16 protein-coding genes are annotated in these 14,549 nt (G+C 70.4%); 9 read left to right on the top strand and 7 right to left on the bottom strand.

The window, feature by feature from the left end; genetic code table 11:
• Window positions 1–96 precede the first annotated feature (96 nt).
• Window positions 97–474: a hypothetical protein gene (locus tag AB0N82_RS00740; RefSeq protein ID WP_363386978.1), complete on the top strand. Its 378-nt coding sequence runs from the start codon at window positions 97–99 to the stop codon at window positions 472–474.
• 139 nt (window positions 475–613) lie between these two features.
• Here the strand turns inward: AB0N82_RS00740 and AB0N82_RS00735 are convergent, their stop codons facing one another.
• On the bottom strand, window positions 614–835 hold the full coding sequence (locus AB0N82_RS00735) for a hypothetical protein (RefSeq protein ID WP_315993575.1): 222 nt from the start codon (window positions 833–835) through the stop codon (window positions 614–616).
• Window positions 836–974: 139 nt separating this feature from the next.
• Between AB0N82_RS00735 and AB0N82_RS00730 the strand changes: the two genes are divergently transcribed.
• Window positions 975–1,265, top strand: coding sequence for a hypothetical protein (locus AB0N82_RS00730; protein ID WP_363386975.1), 291 nt, complete (start codon window positions 975–977; stop codon window positions 1,263–1,265).
• Between the two features lie 12 nt (window positions 1,266–1,277).
• On the opposite strand, the gene AB0N82_RS00725 is transcribed toward AB0N82_RS00730, so the two are convergent.
• Both AB0N82_RS00725 and AB0N82_RS00720 read right to left on the bottom strand, forming a co-directional pair.
• On the bottom strand, window positions 1,278–2,216 hold the full coding sequence (locus AB0N82_RS00725; protein WP_363386972.1) for an aldo/keto reductase: 939 nt from the start codon (window positions 2,214–2,216) through the stop codon (window positions 1,278–1,280).
• A 36-nt stretch (window positions 2,217–2,252) separates the two neighbouring features.
• Window positions 2,253–3,632, bottom strand: coding sequence for a cell division initiation protein (locus AB0N82_RS00720; RefSeq protein WP_363386969.1), 1,380 nt, complete (start codon window positions 3,630–3,632; stop codon window positions 2,253–2,255).
• A gap of 529 nt (window positions 3,633–4,161) precedes the next feature.
• Between AB0N82_RS00720 and AB0N82_RS00715 the strand changes: the two genes are divergently transcribed.
• Window positions 4,162–4,851, top strand: a complete 690-nt coding sequence (locus tag AB0N82_RS00715; protein WP_363386966.1) for a DUF998 domain-containing protein — start codon at window positions 4,162–4,164, stop codon at window positions 4,849–4,851.
• Window position 4,852: 1 nt separating this feature from the next.
• Window positions 4,853–5,107 carry a hypothetical protein gene (locus AB0N82_RS00710; RefSeq protein WP_363386963.1) on the top strand — a complete coding sequence of 85 codons (255 nt, stop codon included), beginning with the start codon at window positions 4,853–4,855 and terminating at the stop codon, window positions 5,105–5,107.
• Here the strand turns inward: AB0N82_RS00710 and AB0N82_RS00705 are convergent.
• On the bottom strand, window positions 5,082–7,553 hold the full coding sequence (locus AB0N82_RS00705; protein ID WP_363386960.1) for a LuxR C-terminal-related transcriptional regulator: 2,472 nt from the start codon (window positions 7,551–7,553) through the stop codon (window positions 5,082–5,084). The genes AB0N82_RS00710 and AB0N82_RS00705 overlap by 26 nt on opposite strands.
• 317 nt (window positions 7,554–7,870) lie before the next feature.
• Between AB0N82_RS00705 and AB0N82_RS00700 the strand changes: the two genes are divergently transcribed.
• Window positions 7,871–9,502, top strand: a complete 1,632-nt coding sequence (locus AB0N82_RS00700; RefSeq protein ID WP_315993568.1) for a polysaccharide biosynthesis tyrosine autokinase — start codon at window positions 7,871–7,873, stop codon at window positions 9,500–9,502.
• A 66-nt stretch (window positions 9,503–9,568) separates the two neighbouring features.
• Here AB0N82_RS00700 and AB0N82_RS00695 read toward each other — a convergent pair whose 3' ends face one another.
• Complete coding sequence (locus AB0N82_RS00695) at window positions 9,569–11,041, bottom strand: sugar transferase (protein ID WP_363386956.1); 1,473 nt, start codon at window positions 11,039–11,041, stop codon at window positions 9,569–9,571.
• A gap of 349 nt (window positions 11,042–11,390) precedes the next feature.
• Between AB0N82_RS00695 and AB0N82_RS00690 the strand changes: the two genes are divergently transcribed.
• Window positions 11,391–11,666 (top strand): helix-turn-helix transcriptional regulator, encoded by a 276-nt coding sequence (locus AB0N82_RS00690; protein ID WP_315993566.1) that lies wholly within the window; start codon window positions 11,391–11,393, stop codon window positions 11,664–11,666.
• Window positions 11,667–11,757: 91 nt separating this feature from the next.
• On the top strand, window positions 11,758–12,105 hold the full coding sequence (locus AB0N82_RS00685; RefSeq protein WP_363386952.1) for a hypothetical protein: 348 nt from the start codon (window positions 11,758–11,760) through the stop codon (window positions 12,103–12,105).
• Here AB0N82_RS00685 and tatC read toward each other — a convergent pair.
• Entirely contained in the window at window positions 12,094–12,825 is a 732-nt protein-coding gene (gene tatC, locus AB0N82_RS00680) for a twin-arginine translocase subunit TatC (protein WP_363386949.1), read from the bottom strand. The genes AB0N82_RS00685 and tatC overlap by 12 nt on opposite strands.
• 62 nt (window positions 12,826–12,887) lie before the next feature.
• On the bottom strand, window positions 12,888–13,127 hold the full coding sequence (locus tag AB0N82_RS00675) for a twin-arginine translocase TatA/TatE family subunit (protein WP_315993563.1): 240 nt from the start codon (window positions 13,125–13,127) through the stop codon (window positions 12,888–12,890).
• 221 nt (window positions 13,128–13,348) lie between these two features.
• On the opposite strand from AB0N82_RS00675, the gene AB0N82_RS00670 reads away from it, so the two are divergent.
• Together AB0N82_RS00670 and AB0N82_RS00665 are read left to right on the top strand one after the other, a co-directional pair.
• A complete protein-coding gene (locus AB0N82_RS00670; RefSeq protein ID WP_363386946.1) occupies window positions 13,349–14,014 on the top strand; it encodes a hypothetical protein in 666 nt (221 codons plus the stop codon).
• Window position 14,015: 1 nt separating this feature from the next.
• Window positions 14,016–14,474, top strand: a complete 459-nt coding sequence (locus tag AB0N82_RS00665) for a twin-arginine translocase TatA/TatE family subunit (protein WP_363386943.1) — start codon at window positions 14,016–14,018, stop codon at window positions 14,472–14,474.
• Window positions 14,475–14,549 lie beyond the last annotated feature (75 nt).

The following is a 14,549-nucleotide window of genomic DNA, read 5'->3' as shown; positions in this document are numbered from 1 at the left end:
GGTGTCGATTGTCATCGCTCTCCTAATATCTCGCTTGCCTATTCGCTAGTCTACCTAGTAAGTTCATCCGTGAGCAACGAGCAAAGGGGAATCACCATGGCGAAGCTCTTCTACGGCACCTCGACGGAGCCGATCGACATCGACGACCGCATGCTGGCGCACGTGAAGGTGGTCGTCGCGACCAAGCTCCGCCGGGGGGAGAGCTTCACGTTGTCCTGGGTGCACGGTCCGGATCAGCCTGTCGGCCGGTCCACGATCTGGCTGCAGCCCTCGATCCCGCTGCGTTTCGTCTTCGACTCCGAGCAGCCCGAGGCGCTCGACCAGAACCTCCTGAAGCGCCTGGCGAACGACGCCAACTCCTCGCGCGGGCTCAGCCTCGACATCGCGCTCGACGAGCCCGCGACGGCATCCTCGTCCGCTCGCACTGCCCCTCAGGGCCACAAGGTCACGCGAAGCCTCGCCCGCGCCGCCTGACCTTCACGTCGCTCGTCGACCCGGGACGGCCGCCCGAACTCAGACACCCACGAACGGAAGAACTGCATGGAACCCCTCGCCTCGTGGGAACTGCCCACCGAACCGATCTCCGTGATCACCGCGGACGCCCTGGAGGCGCTCACTCCTCGGTGACGGGCTCCTCCGGCGGGGCGGTGATGCGTTCGATCCCTTCCGCCCGGATCCGCACCACGGAGACGGCGAACACGACCGTTCCGACCGCCAGGAAACCGAGTTTCGGCTCCGTCGGCGAATCCGCGGGGAAGACCAGGGTCGGGGCTGCCAGGATCACCGCCGCGACGCCGCTGAAGACGGCTCCCCACGGGCGTCGGGATCGCGACATTCGTGGCCTCGTCTCGTCAGCGGTCGGTGCCAGCCTAGGCGACAGGCCGTGCCCCATATCCTCCCCGGACACTCTCGTCTACCGTCGGGCTGACCGGCCGGAGCGTGCGTAGCCTGGGCGATCCGACGGAAGGAACGCTGTGCGCACCGGAAAATCCCCCCTGATCACCTCGGCGGTGCTCGCCACCGCGATCGCTTTGGCACCCATGCCCGCGTTCGCCTCACCAACCGGGTCGGCGAGCGTGCAGGGCGACGTCGCGGTCACGGCCTCCTCGGTCTCCGCCGTCGTCGCCGAGCAGGCTCAACCGGATTCCGAGGCGGAAGCCGGGCGTCTCGCCTTCGTCCTGATCCCGCTTCTCGGTGCGGCCATCGTCGTCATCGGCGCCATCGTCGTGATCTCCCGAGGCCGACGCCGTCGTCGCGGCGACTGACGAGCGACGCGCTCAGGGAACGACGTAACCTGCGGCACGCACGAGCGCGTACCACTCCGCCCGGGTGAGCTCGATGTCCGAGCCCTCCGCAGCCTCGGTGACCCGCCCCGGTGTCGTCGTGCCCAGGACGACCTGCATCCCCGCGGGATGCCGCGTGATCCATGCCACCGCGATCGCCATGGGCGTGACGCGGTATCGGGCGGCCAGAGAGTCGATGACCGCGTTGAGTTCGTCGTACTCGGGGTGTCCGAGGAACACCCCGCCGCCTCCACGCGTCCCCTGCAGCGGAGACCAGGCCTGGATCGTGATGCCCTCGATGCGGCAATACTCGACGAGACCGCCGCCGTCGAGGACGACCGATTGCCGAGCACTCTCCATGTTCGCCGCGAGCCCCTGCGTGATGACGGGCGCGTGCGCGATGGACAATTGAATCTGGTTGGCGACGATCGGCTGGCGGACCGCCGTCCGCAGGAGGTCGATCTGGCGGGGCGTGTGGTTCGAGACTCCGAAGGCCCGCACCTTTCCGGATTCCTCGAGGTGATCGAACGCCCGGGCCACCTCATCGGGTTCGACGAGCGCGTCGGGTCGGTGCAGCAGGAGAACGTCCACGTAGTCGGTACGCAGGGCCCGCAACGAGCTCTCGACCGACGACACGAGGTGCTCGTACGAGAAGTCGAAGTACGGCCCTTCCCGCACGATCCCCGCTTTGGTCTGCAGGCGGATCTCGGCGCGCTCCGTGTCGCTCAAGGACAGGGCCTGCGCGAACCGCTCCTCCGCGGAGTGCAGGGACCGTGCGTAGATGTCGGCGTGGTCGAAGAAGTCGATGCCGGCGTCACGAGACGCCTGGTAGAGCGCGCGGACCTCCGCGTCGCTCTTGTCGTCGATCCGCATCATGCCCGCCACGACGTTGGGGACCGAGAGACCGGAGGAGCCGAGGGGAACGGTGCGCATCGCTCCACGCTAGTGGGAGCAGGAGCGGCTCGGCGCTCACTCTCCGTGATCGGAGGATGCCGCGAGACCCTCTGCGTCGTCGAGCGCGTCGGCCGCATCGCCGTCGGCGACGCCGGGCCCGGACGGACTCGTGCCGTCGTCGTCGCCGAGGTCGCGCCCGCCCGATCCGCCTCGCGGAACCGCGCGGAGCATCTCGTTCATCTCGGCCATGAAGCTACCGAGTTGCTGCTGCTGCCAGCGCAGGTCGCGCTTGCGGTCCTCCGCATCGCGCAGAACCGAGGCGGCGTGCTGGGTGATCGTGTCGGCGATCGTCTGCGCCCGTTCGCGTGAGGCATCCAGCACCTCGCGAGCGCGCACCTGCGCATCGGCCTCGACCTGCTGGGCCTGCGCGCGAGCGAGACGTTCGTAGTCGTCGGCCCGGGCCGCGATGCGTCGCGCGTGTTCCAGCGCCGCGGCGACCTGCTCGCTCGCGTCGGAGGTGATCCGCTCGGCGTGGGCCACGGCCTGGTCGTGCAAGACGAGGAACTCCTGCTGGGCCTCGTCCTGCCGCCGGGTGAGGGACTCCTCGAACTCGAGCACCCGCGCCGTCATCTCCCGCACGTCGCGTTCGGCCTTGGCGCGGAGGTCGGCGGTCTCCCTCGACACGAGCGAGCGCAGCGCGGCCGCCCCCTTCTCCGACTCGGTGCGCACCGCGACGGCCTCTCGCTCGGCCTGCGAGACGCGCTCGGCCGCGTGAGCCGCCTCCCGCTCCAGCCGCGCCGCGTGCGCGGTCGCCTCGGTCTCGATGCGGAGACGGATCTGATCGGCATCGTGCTGCGCCTCCGCGCGGAGGCGGGCCTGCTCGGTCACCGCGTCGTCGCGGATCGTCGCGGCCTCGGCGTGCGCGCTCGCGAGCAGCCGCTCCGCCTGCCCGACGGCGTTCTGAACGAGGACCGACGCCTGCTCCTCGGCGACGCGCAAGATCGCGTCGAACTGCTGGCGGCCCTGCTCGGGGTCGTCGTCGCTGCGGCGGCCCGCGAATTCGCTCGAGAGCGCCGAAATCTGCGTCTCCGCCGCCGCCGCGCGGGCAGAGGCCTCGCGCACCTGCTCGCGGAGCGCGCTGTTCTCCTCCGTGTGTCGACGGATGGCCTCCGCGAGCTCCTGATCGTGCTCCGCCCGTTGCTTCGCCAACCTCGCCTCGGCCCGGAGCTGCGCATCGTGCGCCTCCTCGGCACTGCGCCGCACGCGTTCGCCGAGTTCGCGAACGGCTTCGTCCACGGAATCCCGGTCGTATCCGCGGAACCCGACGGGGAAGACGGGACCGGCATCGCTCTCGACCGCCCTCAGCAGCGCGTCGAGCACGGAGTCATCCGCTGCGGCTTCGGACGGGCGGTCGTCGCCGAGGGCGTCCGGGCTGCGGTCGGGTCGCTCGGTCACGTGTGCCTCCTGATGATCGCCACCCGCGCCTCGACCCGACCTCATCGGTCATGGTGGTCATGGATTCGAGGGGGTGGAGGATGCGCGGCCCTGCGGCCGGGTGCCGTGACCGGGGCCGCGCATCCGTGAGCGAGCAGAGCCACGGGAGAGTGAGGTTCTGGGGGAGAGCCACTCGGCATCCGCTCTCTCCGAGCCTCCCAGTCGGGGGCGATGCGCGCCGTCGGAGAGGTCCGTTTCTCACCCGCGGGTTCGCCTGCCTGCGGGGGCTGCACGCGTGCCGCGCTGAGCGATCCGCCCGCCCGGCGTGCGCGCAGGGGGTGCGGGCAGAGCGACGGTCCGACGGTGCGGCCCCCCGGCTCGCACGATGACGCTGTCGCTCTGCCCGCACGCCCAGCATCCGACGCGGGCGGGATCGGGTCCGCGGACCGCCCCCGGAAAATCACCCATGATGATGCGCACATCACCCCCACCCCGCGGAAGGGGGACCGGTCGAACGGTAATGTGGCGGAGCCCGATCCAGGAGGAGCCGATGACCGAGACCGTCGACCGGTTGGCCGGCATCCGCCCGACCGCGATCGCACGCCGACACGTCACCCAGGCCGCGGGCGGCGCCGCCGCTGCGTTCGTGAGTGCGGCGCTCATCTGGGTCTGCCGCCTGTGGGACCCGAGCGTGCACTACGTCAGTCAGCTCGGGGCGACCGGGATGCCGACGGCCCCGGTGTTCAACCTCGCGCTGCTGCTGCTGGCCGTCGCGGCCGTCCTCGTCGACCGGGCTCTCCACCGGATCCCGGATGGCGCCTATCGTGTCGGGTGGCCCATCGCCACGACTCTTCTCCTGTGCGGCCTGTGCTTCGGTGTCGCGTCGGCCGTCACCTGCTCGCCGGGGTGTCCGGTTCCCTTCACGCCCGGAGCGCTCCCGCAGGATCTCGTGCACATCACATTCGCCGTGATCGGCTTCCTGCTCGCGATCGTCGCGATGGGGCAGGTCGCCCTGGTGCGGCGGCGCCCGTGGATGCGGGGGGCGAGCGTCTTCATCCTCGTCGCGGTCGGAGCGACCTCTCTCACCGGCGCCATGCTCGCCCTGTTCCGGGGCGACACCGTGCTGGGCGGCAACCTGGAGTTCACGGCCGCGACATTGGCGATCGCCTGGTTCGGCGTGTTCGGATCGCAGATCGCGAGCGAGCTGCGGAAATCGACGCCCGATGGACGCGGGTTCTGACGTGGGGTCCCGCCCGCCGCGCCGCCGGGCGAAGGGTCTTCTGACGGTTCGCCAGCTGAAGCGGGCGGCGGGCGTCCTCCTGCCCGTCGCGGCTCTGGTCGTCGTGCTGATGGTCGTGCGAGGGGCCGGAATCCCCCTGACCGTTCCCGGCGTCGTGTTCGTCTTCGTCCTGCTCTTCGTCGGACGCGCAGTGGTGGGGTGGTCGCGTCGACGGCGGCGCGACCACCCGATCAGCCCTCGCCGTCGCCCTCGATGAGTCCCCATGCGTGGGCCGCACGGATCGCGCTCGACCGGTCCGACACCTCGAGCTTGCGGTAGAGGCTCTGCAGCTGCGTCTTGACCGTATTGGGTGAGACGACGAGTGCACGGGCGATGTCCGCGATCGTCGAGGTGGGTGTCAGATGCGCGAGGACCACCTGCTCGCGCTTGGTGAGATGGGGCACGCTCACCGACGATGCGAAGAACGACGCGCGTTCGGCGACGTGCGCCCGTGCGGCGGGAGACAGCAGTCGCAGCACCAGAGCGCGATCCTCCGGTGCGACGGCGCTCCACGGACCCCAGAGATCGTGACGCGTGCTGAGCGCCTCCGCTCGTTGCACCGCCGTTCGGTGCGCGTCGACGCCGTTGAGCCGCACATCCGCGACGACGCTCACGACGAGACTCTCCAGCGCCGCACGAGCGGACGGCTCGTGGTGCAGGCCCCACTTCACGCTCATGACGAAGGCTTCATGCGTGCGTCCCGCATACAGCTGAGAGAGGGCGATCGCGGGCGCCGTCACCGGCGAGAGCGCGAAGGGTCCTTCGAACAGCGCCAACGCCTTCCTCGCCTGACGGAGCGCGATGAGCACTTTCGCTCGTGCGGTGAGGATCTGCGTGGATTGATAGTGCGAGGGAGGCGTGCTGCGCGCGCGCCCCGTCCAGGCGCGCAGCAGCCCGAGAGCATCGGATGCCGCACCCGAGAGCAGGAATGACAGGGTGTGCGCCGCCGCGGCGAAAGGCCACAACTCACGGGCTCCCTCGGTCGCCGGGATGGCGTCGAAGCGTTCCCTCGCCTCCGCGGCGTCGCCGGTCTCGAGGAGCAGCCAGGCCTCGGCGACGCGCATCCCCTCGCCCCAGGGCGACGCCAGCCAGGGGTCCTCGCGATTGTCGTCGATGATGCGCCGAGCGCCGCGCACGTCCCCCTCGAGGAGGGCGATGACGGCGAGGGCTCCGCGGACGCGCATGCGCCGTGCCGGAGGCGCCGCGCGCTCGGCCTGTCCCAGCCCCACGGTCGCCTCGCGGAGCTTGCCCATCGCGAACGCCGTCATCCCGATCTGGTACCAGCCCTCGTGCACCGGCTCGCCGGCGAGGTCATGACGGCGCCGCAGGGCGTCGGAGAGGAGTGTCGCCGCTTCCGTGGCCAGCGCGAAGCGACCCGCGGCGCGGAGCAGGCTCACGCGCAGGATGAGCGCATCGAGGTCGGCCGCGGCGGCGCTCTTGGCATCCGTGAGTCGGCCGAGGGCGGTGACCGCTTGCGCCGGGGTCTCGGGCGACGACGCCGTCTCGGCGTCGAGAGCGAGCAGGGTGCCGACGACCTTCGGGTCCGCGGGCCCGCTCGCCCGGAGTGCGGAGACGAGACGGGTGAAGGCGTCGTGATCGCGTGCCCAGATCTCGGGTCCCGATGATCGGAGGACTCCCGCGAGGGTGTTCCACTGGCCGGCGTCGGCCGCGAGCTGAGCGGCCAGGAGTGGCTCTCCTCCCTCGACGAGGTGATCGAGGAGCCGGAGTCGTGCGGCGGACACGAGTTGGGGGCTGCGGGCGGCGATGACCCCCGCCCACTGCTCGCGGATCGGTTCGGCGAGGGTGACGCGCGTGGAACCCGGCCAGACCAGGCCCGCCGCTTGCATGCGACTCAGGAGATCGTGCGAGAGGACGGTGGTGGTGTCCACCCCGATCGCTTCGGCCAAAGGGGCGGTGATGTAGGGCGCGACGGCGAGGAGGCGCATCTCATCGGTGATGGGCAGGGCGAGGCGCTGTTCCATGTCGCTGGTCAGGGCGGCGACCGCGTAACGCGCCGCACCGACCGCGTCGTCCTGCGTCCGCAGCGACGTCCCTTCCAGGCGCAGACGAGTGCCCGCCAGCTGCACGAGGGCGGGCCAGCCGTAGGTGAGCTCGGTCAGCACGTCGACGGCTGGGTCCGTCCATGGCACACCGTTCAGGGAGAGGACCGTGGTCAACTCGTCGCGGGTCATGCGCAGGTCGTCCGCGGCGATCACCTGCACGTCGAACTCCAGGGCCACGAGCGGGCTCTCCAGCCCCGTCGACACGCGAGTGGCCACGATGAGGCGAAGTGTGGGATCGCTGCGCAGCATGCCGAGGAGGTCCTCGGTCGTCACCCCGGCTTCGTCGACGAAGTTGTCGATCAGGAGCACGTGGACCGGCGGCCCCTCGGCGAAGGCCTCGAGGACGCGCGGGACGGGGATCGCCGGCACCTGGGCGGCATCGATGAGCTGCACGCCGCGCTCCGGATCGTCCTCGAGCGACGCGGCGAACTGACGCAGCAAAGAGGTCTTCCCCACCCCGGCCGGACCACGGACCAGCACCACGTCGCCGCTCAGCGCGTCGTGCAGACGAGCGAGCGTGCCGTCGCGGGGCGCCCAGAAACGGCTCGTGCGACGGGTGGAGCGCGCGTTCGTGGGCAGGCTATCCACATCGATCAGCATCGGTACCTCCTGTTCAGGAACCGAACGCCTCCGGTCGGACGCGTTCGTGCGCGCAGCGGGTCGCCGACCGCGCAGGAATGATCCTGGGGGTGAGGGGGAGGACGAGACGGATCGAGGGCGGCTCTTTCATCCTCCTCGTCATCCCCTCATCACCCCATCCGCGTCACCCCTTCCGACGGCAGCAGAGCGGCCCGATCGATTCCTCGCCCGGTCGCGGCGGGGGAGGGACTGGTCCCGCCGTCGCGTCGCGCATGCCTATGCTGCGGGCGGTCCGACGGGTCTGTCCGGCGGGCGCGGAAAGGCGGACACGAGTGGACATGCAGCGAGTGGTGCGCATCCTGCGCGCGTACTGGAAGGCGATCGTCGCCCTGACGATCGCAGGCGGCCTGGTGGGACTGGCGTGGAGCGCCGTGCAACCCCGGGTGTACACCGCGGACGCCAGCGGCTACGTCGCCGCCGTCGCCTCCGACGGATCGACGGGTGCCGCGCTCGCCGGCGATCAGCTGGCGCTGTCGAAAGTGAAGTCCTTCATCGACATGGGGTATTGGCGCAGCGTCGCGGAGACGGCGAAATCCGAGCTCGGGTTGACCGACAGTCCGGAGGCGTTGGTGCAACGCGTTCGCGTCTCCAACCCCGTCGACACGGTGAACGTGCGCGTCGATGCCACCGGCCCGACGCCGGAGTCGGCCCGCGACCTCGCCGAGGCCTGGATCCGGGGGATGACGACGCAGGTCGACCAGCTGCAGACGGGGAAGGGCGGCGAGAGCGCCGTGCGGTTGATCGCGGGCGACTCCGCGCGGTTGCCGACCTCGCCCTCCTCTCCGAACGTGAAGCTCGACATCGGGATCGGCGCCCTCGTCGGGGCGCTCGCGGGAGTCGTGTTCGCCCTCGTGCGCCGGGCCTTCGACCGCCGCGTACGCACAGCCTCGGACATCACCGACACCATCGCGGCATCCGTGGTCGGCATCCTGCCCGTCGACAAGGAGCTGGCGTCGGGGCGCGCGGTCTTCTCCTTCGACGACATCCGCGACGGCCGAGGGTCGTTCGCGCACAAAGAGGCGATGCGCGAGCTGCGCACCAACCTGCAGTATGTCGACGTCGACAGGCCCGCGCGCGTGATGGTGATCACGAGCCCGCTCCCCGGTGACGGCAAGTCGACGACGGCGGCGAATCTGGCCGTCAGCATCGCCGCGACCGGGCAGGCCGTCATCCTCGTCGACGCAGACCTGCGTCGCCCGGTCCTGGGTGGGATGTTCGGCTTCTCCGACGACGTGGGGCTGTCCGACGTGCTCGCCGGGCGCGCCCAGATCGAGCAGGTCGCCCACCAGGTGGACGAGAACGGTCGACTCTTCGTCGTCGCTGCCGGGCGCACCCCGCCCAATCCGAGCGAAATGGTCGGATCGCAGCGGATGCAGGCGCTGGCGCGCAAGCTCGCCGAGGACCTCGTGGTCATCGTCGACTCCCCGCCCACGCTCGCGGTGGCCGACGCCGCCGTCATCGCGAGCTGGGCCGACGGTGCAGTCCTCGTGGTGACCGCGGGACGGACGACCGACGACATGCTCTCCCGGGCCGCCGAGAACATCGGCAAGACGCGAGGACATCTCCTCGGGGTCGTCTTGAACCGGGCTCCCCTCCGTGGCGTCGATTCGTCGTACTACGGGGGCCGGTACGGCGGGTACTACGGATACGGGGCGCCGCGCGGCGCGGTGAAGGCGTCCTGGTGGCGATTCGGTCGGAGAGGCCGGGTCGCGGAGGTCGTGGACGGAGATGAGACCACCGGCCCTCGTCGGCGGACATCGGAGCTGCCCCCGGAGAACGTCAGCGGGCTGCGAACCCTCTCGCAGCGCAGGACCTCCGTCTTGGTCGAGGGTGACTCGTCGAGTGAAAACGAGACCCCCGTGACTCCCGTCTCGTCCGCGACGGGGCGTCGACGCCGCCGGACGAACTGAGCACGCGAATCGAAGACGAGAAGAGGCGCCGGCCAGATGGTCGGCGCCTCTTCTCGTCGGTCGAGGTCAGTGAGCGGTGTCGCCTGGCACCAGGACCGCCTTGAACGTCCGCGCGAGGATGGTGAGGTCTCCCACCAGTGACCAGTTCTCGACGTAGAAGAGGTCGAGCCGGATCGCATCGTCCCAGGCGAGTGCGGACCGACCGCTGACCTGCCAGAGGCCGCTCATGCCGGGGCGCACCATGAGGCGGCGGTGGGCGTCGTCGTCGTAGAACTCCACCTCGGCGTCGCGCTGCGGGCGGGGGCCCACCAAGCTCATCTGGCCTGCGAGCACGTTCAGCAGCTGGGGCAACTCGTCGAGGGAGTATTTGCGGAGCCAGCGACCGATCGGCGTGATGCGGGGATCGTCGACCACCTTGAACAACGGGGTCCCCTCCCGCCCCTGCTCGGCCAGGAGGGCCTGCAGCGTGGCATCGGCGCCGTCGATCATCGACCGGAACTTCATCATGCCGAAGTGCGTCCCGCCCTGACCGACGCGCTCCTGACGGTAGAAGACCGGACCGGGGCCGGATGCACGGACGAGGAGCGCGAGCACGAGGAACACGGGCGACAGTGCGAGCAGGAGCGTCGCGGCGCCGACGATGTCGAAGGCACGCTTGAGGAGGCGCTGCGTCGCCGAGAACTGCGGCGTCTCGATGTGCACGAGGGGGAGCCCGGCGACGGGGCGCGTGTGAAGGCGGGGTCCCGCGACGTCGGTGAGGTTGACGGCCACGATGAGATGCTGCTGGCCCGGGTCGAGGCTCCACCCGATCCGTCGGATGTCGCGCGCCTCGAGCTGAGCGCCCCCCGAGATCAGCACGCTGTCGGCCCGCAGGTCGGTCAGGAGCCGCCGCAGAGACGCCGCCTGCGCGTCGTCCCACGCGGTGGCTGCATCGCCCGCGAGCTCGTGGATGCCGACGACCTGCAGTCCGGCGGCGGGCTGTCGCGCGAGTTCCGCTGCGACGCGGGCGTTCTCGTCTGCGGCGCCCACCAGGATCACGCGGGCGTTCATCACGCCGTGACGGCGGCGGTTCCGCAGCCAGAGGCGGCACACCGCCCGCCCCGTCAGCAGGGCGGTCGTCCCGATGGGGAGGCTCAGGAGGAAGTACCCGCGGGAGACGTCGGCCCCTGCCAGGTAGGCGACGATCGCCAGTGCGCCGAACAACTGGAACGATGCCGCGAGCGTCACGCGGTACTCGGTCACCCCGTAGCCGATCACCCGGGGATGGCGCGTCCCCCAGGCGGTCAGGGCCGCGAGCCACGCGACGGAGAGGACGAGCGAGAGAGTGGTGTAGTCCAGCGGAGAGGACGCGACGTCCACCGAGTGCGGGCCCAACCAGAAGAGCTGCGACCCGAAGACGGCGACCGCGACCACGATGGTGTCGATCGCGAGGACGAGTCGCGCGTACCGGCGTTGCCAGGGAATGCGTCGCTCGGCCGTGAGAGGGGTGACGTCATCTGAGGTGGGGGGTGAGTCGACAATTGAGACGGAAGGGTTCATCTGTGCTCCGCGGACCGCGCCCCGAGGTCGTGAGGAAACCGCCGCCCGGGTGTGGATACGACGGTGGGCGCGGGAAATGTCCCACCCGTGCGCGCGCGCGATGGTCGGCCGCAGAGGAGCAGTGCGCGGGTGAGGCGCGCAGCCACGTCTCCGGGTGCGGGCGGACGCGGTACGAGGAGGTGGGGGGCGACCGGTGGATCGCCGCGACCCGCACGCGGATCGCTCCCCTCATCACCCCAAGGGCCCTCCCGCTCACCATGTCCTCCTGGCGCTGACGGAGTTGCAATCCGCACCAGGGCAGCATGTTCACATGTTCATGTGAGAGTTGGTCGCCGATCAAGCTGGAAGCATGAGCGAAGCGCCTGACCCCTGGACCGAGTTCGCGCGAGAGCTCGGAGTGCGCCTTCTCCGCGCGCGGGCCGGGAAGCACCTGTCGCAGGAGCAGGTGGCGCACGCGGCCGGACTCGCGACCTTCACCTACCGGAAGCTCGAGAAGGGCGAGTCCAACCCGGGAACGGCGGCGAATCCCCGGCTGCGCACCCTGGTGCTGCTGTCGGAGGTCCTCGACGTTCCTCTCCGCGACCTCGTCCCGACGCCGCCGGAAGGCCTCGCGCCCGGGCGCTGACGGCAGTGTCGGAGGTTCGCGGCAGACTGGTGTCGTGCCCACCCCCGTTCGGTCCGCCCTCCCGGGCGGTCCTCTGAGAGAGGTGTGCGCCATGAACCGACAAGACGCTTTCGACTCCGACCCCCGTCCCTGTGCTTTCGACTGGTGCGCGACGGAGCACGGTCGTACCGTGCATCCCGACGACGAAGACCACCGCAGCGGCGGCGTCGCGGTCACTCTCCGCACGCGAGCCGTGACGGGTCGCGGTCTCGGTCACCTCGAGGAATGGGAGATCGGCCTCATCCGCCGATCCGCCGACGCCGAGACATGGCTCGTCGTCGAGGCGCCCCGCGGGGTGTCGATCGCCCTGTCCAGGGAGGCGACGAGGGCACTCGTAGACGCCGTCCGTGCCGACCGTCATCTCCGGGACTTCGTCGACGGACGTCCGTCAGGCGCCTGAGAGCACGCGGCGGGCCTTCCGTCGATCGTGGATCCACGTCCACACTGCGGCGCCGACGTAGAGCACGCATAGGGGCAGAGCCACGAGCACCATGCTCATGACGTCCGAGGCGGGGGTCACCACGGCCGAGAAGACGATGATCGCCACCAAGGCGACCCGCCATCCTCGGATGATCGCCCGGGCGCTCAGCACCCCCACGGCGTTCAGGGCCACAAGGGCCAGCGGCGAGACGAAGGAGATCCCGATGCCCACGACCAGCTTGAGAAGGAAGTCGAAGTACTGACCCGCGGTCAGCATGGTGGTCGACGCTGCCGGAGCGAATCCGGCGAGCACGTTCACGACCTGGGGGACGATCATCCATCCGAAGACGACCCCTCCGAGGAAGAGGGGGACGGCGGCGCAGACGAAGCCGACGCCGATCCGCCGCTCGCGCGACGTGAGTCCGGGTACGAGGAACGCCCACACCTGCCAGATCCAGACCGGGGCGGCGAAGACGATGCCCAGCGTCAGGGCGATCTTGAAACGGAGGTCGAAGGCTTCGCCGAGTCGGGTGAAGTTCAGAGTGGCGACCGAGGGACCGTGCACGTGCGACAGCGGCTCGGCTGCCGCACCGATCACGATGTCCGAGAGGAGGAACCCGGCCACGCCCCCGATCAGGATGGCGCCGGCCGCGATCATGAGTCGGCGTCGGAGCTCCGAAAGATGGGAGAGGAGGGGCATCGCCCCTCCTCTCCCATCCGACCGGATCCGTTCGCTCCGACGGCGCTCGCGCGCGTCGCGGCTCACGCCGACGGCGATGTGCGTCCGCTGTCGGCGGCGCGATCGGCCACGGCAGGCGAGGCGGCTGTTGCGGCATCATCGGCGGCCTCGTCGGGCGCCGCGCTCTCCGATCGGAGAATGCGAACGGACTCGCCGACGCTCTTCGCCAGACCCGGCAGCTTCGACGCCCCGAACAGCAGCAGGACGACGGCGAGGATCAGGAGGAGATGCCAGCCGGAGAATGCGTTGCCGAAGATGCCCATGAGGTGACCTTTCGAGGAGGACCGTCCTTTCATGCTCGGGTCCACGCTCTTCCACTCCTCCTGAGGCGTTCGACATTCGCCCGGACCCCGGCATGACTTCACCAGCTTCACCGTCGCAGTCGAGAGGGAGGGACGGCGAGGCGGCATCCCGCAGCACGGCTTTACTGGGTTCACCCCGCGCCGTCCTTCGCCGGGGGGCGACCGTGCCACGAGGAGACGAGGTGACCGTGAGCGCTGACCGCGTCGTGATCGTCTGCACGGCGAACGTGATCCGTTCGGCCTTCGTCGCAGCTCTGCTGTCTTCGCGGTCGCCCGAGGGGCACAAGGCTCACCTGACGTTCCAGAGCGCCGGAACGCTCGCCCGGCCCTCCACCCCGGCCGACGAGAAGGTCGTCACTCTCGGGCGCACGTACGGGCTGAGCCTGGAGGGGCATCGCGCACGGCGGCTGGACGAGGGATTCCTCCGCACGGGGGACACCGTTCTGTGTGCGGAGCGCGCGCACCGTCGCGTCGTCCTCGACCTGCGTCCCGATCTCATCTCGTCGGTGTTCACCATCCGCGAGTTCTCGCGTCTGGTGGAGACGATCCCCGGTCGAGCTCCGAGCTGGGCGGCGCTGGTTCAGGCGGCGTCGCGCTCACGGCTCAGTCGTCCTCCGCGGGATCCCGAGGAGGACGACATGCTCGACCCCGTGGGGGGTGCCGACGCCGCGTGGCTCGCCTTCGAGCGGCAGGCGACGCAGGCGGTCTCGTCGATCCTCGCGGCCCTGACGGCCCTACCGACACCGTCCGACGCACGGCCATCCGTGGCGCGACCCCTCAGTCGGCGGGAGTATCGCCACGCGCGGGAGAACGCCCTGCGGGTCGCCGGATCGAGCGAACGGAGCTGAGGTGTTCGACCTCGGAATAGACAAGATGATCGTCGTCGCCGTCCTGGTCGGTGTGATCATGGGACCCGAGCGGTTGCGCGAGCTCCGGCGGGCGCTTCCGCGCCACATCGGCCGCCTCCACGCGCTGTATCAGCAGGGTCGTGCGCAGGTCGTCGACGAGCTCGACGAGCTCGCACCGGACTGGCGGGAATACGACCCCCGGCCGTTGCATCCCCGTCGCATCCTCAAGGACATCGCGTCGGGGGCGACCGAGTCAGCGATATTGCCCGCAGAGTCGGGCGAGCATCCGGGTGGGGCCACGGGTGAAGCCCAGTGGGGATCCGGCGAAAGTGGGGATGCCGCTCGGTCAGCGCCCGCGAGCGAGACCGCGCAGAAGAACGATACGAGCGGGGAGGGGCGCCGAGTGGGCGACGATGCGCCCTCCGCGGATGACGATCGGCTCCCGCGCGCCCGCGCGTAGCCCATCCCTCGCGTGCAGGGTGGGGGAACGCCCGGCATCCGGCCGCACGGCTCCACGCTCAGGCGCGGGCGGGCG

The sequence above is a fragment of the Microbacterium sp. NPDC089186 genome, from assembly GCF_040685115.1.
In the GTDB taxonomy this organism is placed as follows: Bacteria; Actinomycetota; Actinomycetes; order Actinomycetales; family Microbacteriaceae; genus Microbacterium; species Microbacterium galbum.
This window is presented reverse-complemented; position numbering and strand designations above follow the sequence as displayed.

What these genes read in the sequence shown, in the direction of transcription:
- AB0N82_RS00715 (WP_363386966.1), top strand. Translation starts at nt 4,162, where the DNA reads ATGACCGAGACCGTCGACCGGTTGGCCGGCATCCGCCCGACCGCGATC.
- AB0N82_RS00735 (WP_315993575.1), bottom strand. Translation starts at nt 835, where the DNA reads ATGTCGCGATCCCGACGCCCGTGGGGAGCCGTCTTCAGCGGCGTCGCG.
- AB0N82_RS00705 (WP_363386960.1), bottom strand. Translation starts at nt 7,553, where the DNA reads ATGCTGATCGATGTGGATAGCCTGCCCACGAACGCGCGCTCCACCCGT.
- AB0N82_RS00685 (WP_363386952.1), top strand. Translation starts at nt 11,758, where the DNA reads ATGAACCGACAAGACGCTTTCGACTCCGACCCCCGTCCCTGTGCTTTC.
- tatC (WP_363386949.1), bottom strand. Translation starts at nt 12,825, where the DNA reads ATGCCCCTCCTCTCCCATCTTTCGGAGCTCCGACGCCGACTCATGATC.
- AB0N82_RS00695 (WP_363386956.1), bottom strand. Translation starts at nt 11,041, where the DNA reads ATGAACCCTTCCGTCTCAATTGTCGACTCACCCCCCACCTCAGATGAC.
- AB0N82_RS00700 (WP_315993568.1), top strand. Translation starts at nt 7,871, where the DNA reads ATGCAGCGAGTGGTGCGCATCCTGCGCGCGTACTGGAAGGCGATCGTC.
- AB0N82_RS00690 (WP_315993566.1), top strand. Translation starts at nt 11,391, where the DNA reads ATGAGCGAAGCGCCTGACCCCTGGACCGAGTTCGCGCGAGAGCTCGGA.
- AB0N82_RS00740 (WP_363386978.1), top strand. Translation starts at nt 97, where the DNA reads ATGGCGAAGCTCTTCTACGGCACCTCGACGGAGCCGATCGACATCGAC.
- AB0N82_RS00675 (WP_315993563.1), bottom strand. Translation starts at nt 13,127, where the DNA reads ATGGGCATCTTCGGCAACGCATTCTCCGGCTGGCATCTCCTCCTGATC.
- AB0N82_RS00725 (WP_363386972.1), bottom strand. Translation starts at nt 2,216, where the DNA reads ATGCGCACCGTTCCCCTCGGCTCCTCCGGTCTCTCGGTCCCCAACGTC.